The 10,742-nt window shown below is 71.5% G+C and carries 11 protein-coding genes; 3 read left to right on the top strand and 8 right to left on the bottom strand.

The window, feature by feature from the left end; translation table 11 throughout:
* Nucleotides 1-1,049 (top strand): DUF1266 domain-containing protein (locus QR77_RS27795; RefSeq protein ID WP_040024786.1); only part of this gene is annotated, 1,049 nt, incomplete at its 5' end.
* Between the two features lie 28 nt (nt 1,050-1,077).
* On the opposite strand, the gene QR77_RS27790 is transcribed toward QR77_RS27795, so the two are convergent.
* Entirely contained in the window at nt 1,078-1,746 is a 669-nt protein-coding gene (locus tag QR77_RS27790; protein ID WP_040024785.1) for a YdcF family protein, read from the bottom strand.
* A 94-nt stretch (nt 1,747-1,840) separates the two neighbouring features.
* Entirely contained in the window at nt 1,841-3,007 is a 1,167-nt protein-coding gene (locus tag QR77_RS27785) for a Gfo/Idh/MocA family oxidoreductase (RefSeq protein ID WP_063798091.1), read from the bottom strand.
* 110 nt (nt 3,008-3,117) lie between these two features.
* Between QR77_RS27785 and QR77_RS27780 the strand changes: the two genes are divergently transcribed.
* Complete coding sequence (locus tag QR77_RS27780) at nt 3,118-3,753, top strand: TetR/AcrR family transcriptional regulator (protein WP_052489104.1); 636 nt, start codon at nt 3,118-3,120, stop codon at nt 3,751-3,753.
* 55 nt (nt 3,754-3,808) lie between these two features.
* Here the strand turns inward: QR77_RS27780 and QR77_RS27775 are convergent, their stop codons facing one another.
* The 6 genes from QR77_RS27775 to QR77_RS27750 all read right to left on the bottom strand — a co-directional run bounded on the left by QR77_RS27775 (nt 3,809) and on the right by QR77_RS27750 (nt 9,759).
* Complete coding sequence (locus tag QR77_RS27775; RefSeq protein WP_040024784.1) at nt 3,809-5,149, bottom strand: FtsX-like permease family protein; 1,341 nt, start codon at nt 5,147-5,149, stop codon at nt 3,809-3,811.
* Between the two features lie 5 nt (nt 5,150-5,154).
* Complete coding sequence (locus QR77_RS27770; RefSeq protein WP_078877216.1) at nt 5,155-6,060, bottom strand: ABC transporter ATP-binding protein; 906 nt, start codon at nt 6,058-6,060, stop codon at nt 5,155-5,157.
* A gap of 202 nt (nt 6,061-6,262) precedes the next feature.
* Nucleotides 6,263-6,679, bottom strand: coding sequence for a RidA family protein (locus QR77_RS27765; RefSeq protein ID WP_040028768.1), 417 nt, complete (start codon nt 6,677-6,679; stop codon nt 6,263-6,265).
* 146 nt (nt 6,680-6,825) lie between these two features.
* Nucleotides 6,826-9,000 (bottom strand): MMPL family transporter, encoded by a 2,175-nt coding sequence (locus tag QR77_RS27760; protein ID WP_040024783.1) that lies wholly within the window; start codon nt 8,998-9,000, stop codon nt 6,826-6,828.
* 163 nt (nt 9,001-9,163) lie between these two features.
* Nucleotides 9,164-9,433: a hypothetical protein gene (locus QR77_RS27755; protein WP_040024781.1), complete on the bottom strand. Its 270-nt coding sequence runs from the start codon at nt 9,431-9,433 to the stop codon at nt 9,164-9,166.
* Nucleotides 9,430-9,759, bottom strand: a complete 330-nt coding sequence (locus QR77_RS27750) for an ArsR family transcriptional regulator (protein ID WP_040024780.1) — start codon at nt 9,757-9,759, stop codon at nt 9,430-9,432. The genes QR77_RS27755 and QR77_RS27750 overlap by 4 nt, the downstream gene beginning before the upstream one ends.
* Before the next feature lie 41 nt (nt 9,760-9,800).
* Between QR77_RS27750 and QR77_RS27745 the strand changes: the two genes are divergently transcribed.
* A partial coding sequence (locus QR77_RS27745; protein WP_236710835.1) for an amidohydrolase family protein occupies nt 9,801-10,742 on the top strand: 942 nt, incomplete at its 3' end.

Raw genomic sequence — 10,742 nt, 5'->3', positions numbered from 1 at the left:
GGGCGGAGCTGTACATCGGCGCCCCCAGGGCGGAGGTCGACGCCCAGCCCGACATGGTGGTCTGGCGCCCGCACCGCGACGAGGCGGGGCGTAGCTGCCGGCCGGTGCTCACCCGGGGGATGCTGCCGCCGTGGCACCCCGAGTGGGTCTTCCACGGGGTCAGCCTCAAGTGGGTGGCCGAGTTCCACTGGAAGGACCCGAAGCAGCTCCTGTCGGTCAACCCCGGTACCCCCGCCCGGATCCTGCTGCCGACGACACCCCAGCACCGCGCGCTGTGGCTGCGCTGCTACGCGGAGAACGACCGCCCGGAAGGCAACCGGCTGATCGCGCTGCGACACGGCGCACTGCACGGCCCGCTCGCATACGGGCTGGCGTGCGGAGTACATCTGGCGGTGGCGAACGGCGTCCCGTGGAACGAGGTCGGCACGGTCTTCCTCGACTACACCTCCCAACTCGAATCGCTCCGCGACTCCTGGGGCATCGGCGGACGCGAGGACTGGCAGCGGCAGTTGAACTTCCTGCTGGACGCGCGCAACAGCCCTCCCGAACCCGAGTTCGTGCTGCGCGTACGCGAGGGCCTGCGCGGCGGCCTCCACGAACTGCCGTCGGCGGAACTCTGGCGCGAGACGGCGGCCGGCCACGCCCAGGACATCGGCGCCGATCCCGAAACCGTAAAGAACATCGAGGAGTTGGTGCGCCGCATCATCCGCTACGAGGCCCGCTTCCGCGCGGACGGCCTGCTCCCCCCGGACGGCAGGGTCACCACCACGGTCGCCTACGACTACGGCCGCGCGGTGAACCTGGCCCGCTGGGGCCTGTCGGCCCGCTTCTGCGACCAGTACGAGGCCGAGCAGGCCATCGTGTACGCGGGCGCGCTGAGCAAGTCGGCCTACACCTCGTGGGAGGACTTCTCGGCGGCGTACGCCCTGGGCAGGGTGCTGCGCTTCGACGAGGAGGAATACGGCGCGTACTTCGAACAGAACGTGGTGGCCCACCGCCTCCTTACGGAGGCCGAGGGCAGCCCGTGGCGCAACATCCCTTGGCGCTGAGGGAGGTTGGAGCCGAGCGGGGCGGTGGTCAGGGTTTGCTGAGGTGGCCGGCGAAGCCTGCTTCCACCAGGGACTTGTACGCCGCGCGTACGTCCTCCGGGACGTGCTGTTCCACCGCGAAGCCGCGTTCCGGGTAGATGATCAGGCGCTGGAGGTCGCCCACGATCATGTCGATGACGAGCTTCTCCTCGCCGAAGTTCGTCAGATACTCCTCGAAGCCCACCGGCTCCGAGGTGGGGACCGCCTCGACCTCGGGCCACTGCTTGCGGGCCGTGGCGTAGGCGCGGCGTTCCATGTAGGGCTTGGTCACCAGCAGGACCGTCCTCGGCGCCAGGCCGGCGGCGGTCAGGGCGCGGCGTGAGAAGGCGATGTTCTCGCCGGTGTTCGACGCCTCGGTCTCCAGCAGGATCGCCGTGTCGGGGACGCCCAGTTGGAGTGCGCGCTCCCGGAAGTGCACCGCCTCGCCGCGGGGGAAGCGGGCCGCCGTTGAGGGGCTGTTGCCGCCGGTGAAGAGCAGCGTCGGGAAGAGGCCCGCGTGGTACAGCTCCGCCGCGTGGTCGGCCACCCGGAGATCGTTGGTGCCGAGGGCGATCGCCAGGTCGACCGGGCGCGGTTCGTACTTCATCCGGTGGTAGTCCCAGATCAGCCCGGCCTGGCGGAGCTGCTCCGCCGTGATGATCTGCCCGTCGTCGCCCACTCGCTGCTCTCCCTGGTCCCGGCGGACTCCCGGTCCGGCCCGGTGATCGTCCGGCCCGGTGATCGTCCGGCCCGGTGATCGTCCGGCCCGGTGATCATGCCACGGGAGGCACCGGCTGCCTGGTACCCGTCGCCGCCGACAGCCTGATCCCGTCGAGCATCCGGTGCAGCCGCAGCCCGGCCGCGAAGTCCGGCGTGTTCCGGGCACCGGTACGCAGGTCGTCGGCGAACCGGGCGTAGAACCGCGCCACGTTGACGGCCTCCGTCGCCCCGGCCGCCTCGGGCACCCAGCCGTGGCGGTCGGGTACCGGCAGGTCCTGCCAGGGGCCGTCCGGGGTACGGGACCCCCGCAACCGCAGCCCGTCGATCTGGATGCCGGCGCCCCCGGCGCTCCCGGTGGAGACGAACACCAAGTCGCCCTCGGTGCCCGCGATCTCGACCCGGGTACGGGCGTCGGTGACCTTCGCGTCGTGGAGGTGCGCGGACAGTACGGCGTCGCCCTCCAGCGTCCCCTGAAGGAGGAGATGGTCGGGGCTGGTCGCCTCGACGCGTTCACCGGTCTCGGTAACCGCCAGGGTCCGGTGCTGGACCGACAGGGTGGCCGAGAGGCCGGTGATCGGGCCGAGGAGGTGTTCCACGGCGTCCAGGGTGTGGCCGCCCGCGACCTCCAGCAGCCCGGCCCCGCTGGTCTCGTCGACGGTGTACGCGGCCCAGGCCGGGATCAGGTTCCCCGCGCCCTTGCCGCGTGTCGCGTACACCGTCGCCGCGTTGACGCGTCCCACGTACCCGTCGGCGATCAGCTCACGCGCGTACCCGATCACCGGGCTGTACCTCGCCTGGAGTCCGATCGTGTGGTGGACGCCGCCGCTGCCGGCCGCCGTCACGAGCGCCTCGGCCTCCCCGGTCGTACGGGCGAGCGGCCACTCGCAGTAGACGTGCTTGCCCGCGGCCAGCGCCGCGCCCGCCAACTCGGCGTGGGCCGGGACCTTCACGGTGATGGCGACCAGATCGACATCGGGGTGCTCGGCGAGCTGCCGCGCGTCGGTGAAGGCGTGTGCGGCGCCGAAGCGCCGGGCGGCCTCGCGGGCGCTCTCCGGGCGGCTGGTCCCGACGGCGGTGATCTCGTAGTCCGGCAGGGCCAGCAGCGCGGGGATGTGCGCACGGGCCGCCCAGCCCCGGTCCGGGCTCGCCCCGATGATGCCGACCCTGATCCTCTTCGGGATCCTCCTCGCGACCCTCTTCACGTTCGGACGTGACGCCATCCTGTGCCCCCTCGACTTGGCGGATTTAAACGGACAGTCCATGTCCACTTGGATTCGGGAGTCTAGGTAAGCGGACATCGGGTGTCCAGTTAGTTGTTAGGCTTGCCGCCATGAACACACCCCGCAGCGCCGTCGACCGGCTGCTGGACGACGGCTCGGGACACCGTCCCCGCGCGGACGCCCGGCGCAACGTCGAACGGCTGGTGGTCGCCGCCCGGGGCGCGGTCGCCGAGATCGGCGTCGAGGTCGGCACGCACGAGATCGCGCGCAGGGCCGGGGTGGGCGTGGGCACCTTCTACCGCCGCGTCGCCTCCCGCGAGGCGCTCCTGGAGGCCGTACTCCACGAGGTGCTCGCCGAGATCGCCGACCTGGCGGACCGTGCGCTCGAAGCCCCCGATCCCTGGGCCGGGCTCAGCGACTTCGCCGTCGGCTACGTACGGCTGCGCGCCGAGAGCTGCGGCATCGGGGAGGCGCTCGGCGGCGCCTGCGGGCCGGCCCTCGACCGCTCGCTCGCCGAACTGCGCCAGCGCATACGGCACTTGGTCGAGCGTGCGCAGGCCGCCGGGGCGATGCGTACGGATGTGCCGTGGCAGGACGTGGCGTTCCTGCTGGCCGCCGCCTCGACCGGTCCCCACACCCTGGGGATGGTGGCGGGTCCTCAGCAGTGGGAGCGCAATCTTCAGGTCATCCTCGACGGAATGCGTTCAGCCCGGCCGAGCCCCCTTCCGGGAACTCCGCCGGGCTGAGCCGGGCTGAGCCGGGACAACAAGTCGGGCCGACGCCGTGCGACCCGCACACCCCTCAGGCCACCGCCACAATGGCCGGCACCCGCAGCACCCGGCGGGCCGTCCCCAGGCTGGTGAGCAGCGTCGCCGCCGCGCCGACCGCCGTGATCCCGATCCACACCGCCAGGCTCTGGTCAGGTACGACCTGATCCGTGCGGACCGCGGTGAAGGCGAGCAGCCCCGCCGCCCCCGCGACCGTACCGAAGAACACCCCGATCAGCGTGAGCAGCACGCCCTCGGTGCCGACCATGCCGAGCACCTGCTTCGGGGTGGCACCGGCGAGCCGCTGCTGCCCGAACTCCCGGCCCCGGTAAGAGGTCGCCGCGTACAGGCTGTTGATGAGCATGATGCAGGAGAACACCACGATGATGCCCACGACCACGAGGTTCACCGTCTCGACGTTCTTGTCGTCGACTGACTTGGCGATCCCCGAGGCCGTGATCGCGTCGCTCTCCACGGCCTGGATGTAGAGCGTCGCCGTCGCCACCCCCGTGAACAGGATCAGCGGCATCAGGACACCGGCCAACTGCGTCGCGCGCCGGCGCATGTTGCGTACGGTCAGGTAACCGCTCGCCCCGGCCACCATGGTGATCGGCCACCGGAGCACGCCCAGCAGACCTCGCAGGATCGACGGGGAGAAGGTCGCGAAGCCGACCGAGAGCATGATGGCGCCCCAGGTGGGCGCCGCCATCAGGGCCGGGGCGGCCGGGTCGATCGCAAAGGTGGTACCCAGCCCGCCCACCCCGATGAGGAGAGCGGCGAAACCGGCGGTGTTACGCAGCCGGTTGCGCGGCGCCCCCGCCGACCCGGCCGACCCCGCCGCCGCCTTCGTCGCCCGGCGTACGGCGAGCAGCGCGGCGCCGGCCGAGGCGATCAGGGTGACCGAGAAGCCCGCCGACAGCGCGAGGGGCCCGAAGACATGGTCCACGCTGTGGGCCACCTGTCCCGAATCCTGGAACACCCCCAACAGCGCCTCGCCGCCCAGCATCGCGGGCCAGACGGCCAGCAGTGTCGCGACGACGGCGACCACGGCGGCCTCGCCGACGATCATCCGCTTGAGCTGCGCCGGGGTGGCGCCGGTGCGGCGCAGCAGGGCGATCTCCTCGCCGCGCTGCCGTACGTTCACCGTCAGCGTCGACGCGATGGCGAAGAACACCAGCAGGCTGCCGTATCCGCCGACCACGCCCGCTGTGATGCTGAGCGTCTCCGCACTGACGGCGTCGGTGGCCGGCGCGCCCGCCGTGTCCTGCAACGAGAAGAACGTCATGGTGATGGTCGCGCCCAGGAAGGCGGCGAGCAGGGTGGCGACGGAACGCCCGGGACGCTTGCGTACGGAGCGCATGGCCAGTGCGAACATGGTGGTCAGGCCCCCATCGGAAGGTCGAAGGAGTGGTCGTACGGGAGGTGGCCGGCGCGATCGGCGTAACTCCCGTCGGCGCCGGCCCCCGCGTCGCCGAGGTGCGCCAGGCGTTCCGCGACGGCGTCCACGGTGGGTGCGTCCAGCCGTCCGGCGAGCCGCCCGTCGGCGAGGAACTGCACGGAGTCGGCGTACGAGGCGGCGACCGGGTCGTGCGTCACCATCACCACGGTCCTGCCGTGCACCCGTACCGCCTCCCGCAGCAGCTCCAGGATGTCCCTGGCGCTACGGATGTCGAGAGCGCCGGTGGGTTCGTCGGCGAAGATCACGCTGGGCTCGGTGACCAGCGCGCGGGCGATGGCGACCCGCTGGCGCTGCCCGCCGGACAGCTCGTCGGGCAGGTGGCCGAGGCGGTCGCCGAGGCCGACCTGGGTGAGGATCTCGCGGGTCCGGTTCCGGTCGACGCGGCGCCCGGCCAGCTTCAGCGGGAGGGTGGTGTTCTGTGTGACGGTCAGTGTGTCCAGCAGGTTGTACTGCTGGAAGACGAAGCCGACCCGGCGGCGCCGGAACTTCGTCAGCGCGGCCTCGCCGCCACCCGTCATCTCGACGCCGTCCACCATGACAAGCCCGCTGTCGGGGCGGTCGAGCCCGGCGGCGCACTGGAGCAGGGTGGACTTGCCGGAGCCCGAAGGCCCCATGACGGCGGTGAAGCTGCCCGCGGGCAGGCTCAGTGTCACCCCGTCCAGCGCGGTCACGGCGCTGTCCGCGCTTCCGTAGCTCTTGCTGACATCGACCAGGCGCAGCGCCTCGTGGCTGCCGCCCTGTTCCGTCCTGTCGCCCTGTTCCGTCCTGTTGCCCTGTTCCGTCCTGGCCGTGCGCCCGTCCGTACGCCTGTCCTTACGACGCGACATCGTCCGTCCGTCCCCTCGTTCCGATGCTCCCCCGACGCGGTCCGCGCCACATCGACGAAGTTACGGAGAACGGGGCCCCGGCACATTGGGCGTACGGCCCGAGTCGCCAGGGGTGCTGCGTACACCCCCGGCGGGCGGATATCCCCCGGGCAGCGGCCCGAGGGGCCTGAGAGGTCCAAGGAGGCTGAGAGGCCAAAGGGATCTAAGAGGCCTCGGCGGCTTCCGGGACCTCGGCGACGGCGGTGATCTCGACCAACTGCCCCGGGTAGCCGAGACAGGAGACGCCGAGCAGGGTGGAGGTGTGCGGGCCGAGGGTGAGGCCGCCCGCGCGGACCACCTCCCATACGAGGCTCAGGTCCGCCGGGTCCGTCGCGACCACGTACACCGTGGTCGCGACGACATCGGCGGCCGTGCATCCGACGGCCTCCAGCGCGATGTCCAGATTGGTGAGGACCTGGCCGGTCTGGGCGACGAAGTCACCGGGGCCGACGAGGGCCCCTTCCGGGTCGAGCGGTACGGCGCCGGCCAGGAACGCCAGGCGCCGGTCCGCACGCACGACCGCCGTGTGCGCGTAGTCCGGCGGCGGGAAGAGACCGGGCACCACACTGTGCTGAGCCATGTCGTCCACTCCGTTCGTTGTGCGTGGGCGGGTGCCGCTGACGGCGCGTCACCGGAACCCGTACCGCGCGTACTGATCACACTGCTGGCCCGATGGTGATCACGCATCCCGGCCCCGCCGCAACGGGTTTTCGCCGCTCCTCCCGCTCAGCCCCGCACCCGTCCCCCCGGCCGCGCCGTCCGGCGCGGCAGGTTCCAGGCGCGGTCCCCGAGCAGGGCCAGCGCCGCCGGCAGCAGCACACCGCGCACGACGGTCGCGTCGATCAGGATCGCCATCGCCATGCCCGTGCCGAGCATCTTGTACTCGATGGCCGACAGCGAGACGAAGACCGAGAAGACCCCGACCATGATCACGGCCGCGCTGGTGACAACCCCCGCGCTGGCGCCGATGCCGTCCACGATCGCCTTGCGCGAAGCAGTGGTGTCGAGGCCGGGCACGCGCCGCTCGCGGATCCGGCCGAGGATGAAGATGTGGTAGTCCATGCTCAGTCCGAAGAGGATGACGAACATGAAGAGCGGCAGCCAACTCACCACCCCGCCATAGGAGTTGAACCCGAGCAGCGACTCCAGCCGGCCGTCCTGGAAGATCATGACGAGCACTCCGTAGGCCGCCCCGATCGAGAGCAGGTTCAGCGCGATCGACACCAGCGGAAGGGCCGGCGACCGGAAGGCGAGGACCAGCAGCAGGAAGGCCAGCACGGCCACGAAGGCGAACACCGCGGGGGTACGGGCGTTGATGCGCTGAGCGAAGTCGTACGGCATGGCCGTACGCCCCGCCACCGCGACCTCGACCCCGCCGAGCTTGCCCACCGTCGCGGGCAGCGCGCGCTCCCGCAGGGTCTTCAGTGCGTGGACGGACACGGCGTCCGTACCGGGTCCCGCCAGCGGTACCCGTACCTCCAGGAGCTTCCCCACCGCCACCGCCGTGATCGGCTCGCCCAGGTCACCGCCGCTCGCCGCCGCCTGCGCGTGCAGGCCCTCGACGGCCTTCCGCACCTCGGGTGTGTCCTGTGAGACGACGACCCGCGCGGGCGTCGGCACGCCCGGGAACTCGGCCTGCATCCGGACCGCCGCGTCCGCCGCCGCCGAGACACCGTGCGGCAGGCTCTCGGTCTGTGCTGCGTCCTGCAACCGCATCCCGAAGGCGGGGATCGCCAGGGCGCCGAGCAGGACGACGGCCGCGGCGCCGATCAGCGCGGGCCGCCGTACGGCCTGGGCGGCGACGGCCGTCCAGGCGCGCGAACTCCCGGCCGCCGTGCGACGCCGGCCGAGCCAGGGGAGCTTGATCCGGTCGATGCGGTCCCCCAACGTGGCCAGCAGGGCCGGCAGTACGGTGACCGAGCCCAGCACCGCGAGGCCGACCACCAGCACCGTGCCCAGGGTGAGCCCCTTGAAGACGTCCACGCCCGTGAAGAGCAGCCCGGTCAGGCAGATCATCACGGTCAGCCCCGAGACGACCACGGCGTGCCCCGACGTACGGGAGGTGATGCGCAGCGCCTCGCGCACCTGGTGTCCGGCCGCGCGCTCCTCGCGTACCCGGCGGAGGTAGAACAGCGAGTAGTCGATGCCGACCGCCATCCCGATGAGCAGCACGATCGCCGATGCCGCGCTGTTGAACGGCACCCAGCGCCCGAGAGTCTGGAGCAGCCCGAAGGTCCCGGCGACCGCGGTCCCCGCGAGCAGCAGCGGAACGCCGGCGGCGACCACCGATCCGAAGACGATCAGCAGGATGATCAGGGTGAGCGGCAGGGACGTCTTCTCGGCGTTCTTCATGTCGCCCTGGATGCCGTCGTTGACCGCGCTGGAGAGGCTGGAGTCGCCCGCCTGGTCGATCTCGGCGGCGGGGTGCCGGTCCCGTATCTCGCTGACGGCGGCCAGTACGGCCGCCTTGTGTCCCTCGTACACGGCCGCGGGGCCCGGCACTTCGAAGGTCACGAGGTCGGCCCGCCCGTCCTTCGAGACCCAGCGTTCACCATGCGGACCGAGCGGCGAACCGATGTCGGCGGCCGCCCCCTTCGTCCGGCCCAGGGTGGCGACCAGGTCCTCGGTGACCGACCGCCGGGCAGCGGGGTCGTCGGCGCGGATCATGACGTTCTCGCGTATGGAGTCCCCGTCGCCCTCGGCGGCGACCATCGCCTGGCCGACACCGGCCTCCCCCGGGTCGGTGGCGCCCCGCTGCTCACCCGGGAACAGGGCGCTGGACATGAGGGCGAGTACGACGACCAGGAGCCAGCCGCAGATGGCGGCGGCGCGGTGTCCGGCGGACCAGGCGGCGACGGACTCGACGAGTCCGGCGCGTTCCGACTTGATTCGGCGCAGCATGAGCTGCTCTCCTTCATTCTGGAGGGTCGTTCCTGTGGAGCTCGCCGATACGGCGAGGTGGTACGGCTTTCCGCATCCGGGCCGTCGAGTTGCCGCTCGACGGCCCGGGGTCCGTGTGGTGCTCGTTTCCGCTCTTCGACTACTCGGCTACTCGGCTACTCGACTACTCGACTTCCTTGAGAATCCGCTCCAGCGAGCCGGTGCGGGCCTGGAGGTCGGTCAGGCGCTCCGTCAGATCACCGAGTTGCCGCTCGGTGCGCTGCTGGCCCTCGAGTGCCGCTTCGGCCAGCTTGCGGTAGACGTCGTCCTTGGCGCCGGCCACCTTGGCGCTGCGGCTGTTGAACACGTACCGCAGCGTGAGTGTCACCACCGTCAGGACCAGCGCGAACATGCCGATCGTGCCTATCACCTCTTGCCACTGGTGATCGTTCATCCCGCTTCCCCCTTCTCATCGGTCAGTGTCCGGACCGCGGTGACGATGTGGTCCGGTGTGAGGTGCACGGCGAACGCCTTCACCTCGTAGAACTTCATTGCTTTGCCGTCGTCCGAGACCTCGATCTCCGACGAGACCAGACCTGCCGTTTCGAGCTTCTTCAGATGCACCTGGAGAAGTGCCCGGCTGATGCCCAACTCGCGGGCCAGCCTGCTGACGTAGTTGCGCCCGCCGGCGAGCGCGGCGACGACCCGCAGCCTGTGCGGGTTGGACAGCGTCGCCAGTACACGTACAAGCTCGTCGCCCGTGGGCGTCGGCGAATTCATCGCTGGACCCTCACCGTTGACATGCAAAGGAAAGTTAGCAGGTGCCTAGAGAAACTTCCACGTCCCCGGTGCTGCGGATTCGCGGAACCGTCCTTCCCGAACGCGAGGAGCGGTCCTTCTGGATCGACGGGGACCGGCTGCGCGCCGAGCCGGTGGCGGACGCCGAACCCGTCATCGACGGCGGCTGGTTGCTCCCCGGCCTGGTCGACGTACACACGCATCCCGGCACGGAGACGACGGACACCCCGTTCGACGACGCCACGCTGCGCCGCCATCTCACCGAGCACCGCGACGCGGGGGTGCTGCTCGTCCGTACTCCGGGAACCGCGGCCCGTATGCCGGACTGGGTGCACCGCGACGAGGAGCTGCCCCGGGTGCGCTCGGCGGGGCGCTGGCTGGCGACGCCGGGGCGGTTCTTCCCCGGTTACGGCCGCGATGTCGAGGAGGCGGGGCTCATCGCCGCCGCCGTCGAGGAGGCGACGGCGGCCGGCTGGTGCAAGGTGATCGGGGACTGGCGGTCGGACGAACCGGCCGTGCCCCTGGACCTGCTCACCGAGACGGTCAGGGCCGTGCACGCGGTGGGCGGCAAGGTCGCCGTGCACTGCCAGACGGCCGACGGCACCCGCAACGCCGTGCTGGCCGGGGCCGACAGCCTGGAACACGGGATGCATCTGGATCCCGGACTCCTCGACCTGATGGCCGAGCAGGGCACCGCGCTGATCCCCACCCTGAGCGTCTTCGCCGAGGGCGCCCCGGGCATGTACGCGCGGGAGCGGAGCGTCCGCCGCGACCTCTGGATCGACGGGTGGGAGGCGCTGCCCGGCACCGTACGGGCCGCTCACGAGGCGGGCGTGACCGTCCTCGCCGGAACGGACAGCTTCCCGTGCGGCACGGTCGCCGGGGAGTCCGCGTGGCTGGCGCGCGCGGGGCTCCCGGCGGAGGCGGCGCTCGGCGCCGCGTCCTGGACCGCCCGCGAGTGGCTC

The organism is Streptomyces sp. 150FB (genome assembly GCF_000818195.1).
Lineage (GTDB): Bacteria > Actinomycetota > Actinomycetes > Streptomycetales > Streptomycetaceae > Streptomyces.
Note: the sequence above shows the minus strand (reverse complement) of the source record. Positions and strands in the feature narration are given on the sequence as shown.

Bases quoted from the DNA above. Each gene is read 5' to 3' on its own strand.
- QR77_RS27785 (WP_063798091.1), bottom strand. From the start codon at position 3,007: ATGGCGTCACGTCCGAACGTGAAGAGGGTCGCGAGGAGGATCCCGAAG.
- QR77_RS27780 (WP_052489104.1), top strand. From the start codon at position 3,118: ATGAACACACCCCGCAGCGCCGTCGACCGGCTGCTGGACGACGGCTCG.
- QR77_RS27775 (WP_040024784.1), bottom strand. From the start codon at position 5,149: ATGTTCGCACTGGCCATGCGCTCCGTACGCAAGCGTCCCGGGCGTTCC.
- QR77_RS27770 (WP_078877216.1), bottom strand. From the start codon at position 6,060: ATGTCGCGTCGTAAGGACAGGCGTACGGACGGGCGCACGGCCAGGACG.
- QR77_RS27765 (WP_040028768.1), bottom strand. From the start codon at position 6,679: ATGGCTCAGCACAGTGTGGTGCCCGGTCTCTTCCCGCCGCCGGACTAC.
- QR77_RS27760 (WP_040024783.1), bottom strand. From the start codon at position 9,000: ATGCTGCGCCGAATCAAGTCGGAACGCGCCGGACTCGTCGAGTCCGTC.
- QR77_RS27755 (WP_040024781.1), bottom strand. From the start codon at position 9,433: ATGAACGATCACCAGTGGCAAGAGGTGATAGGCACGATCGGCATGTTC.
- QR77_RS27750 (WP_040024780.1), bottom strand. From the start codon at position 9,759: ATGAATTCGCCGACGCCCACGGGCGACGAGCTTGTACGTGTACTGGCG.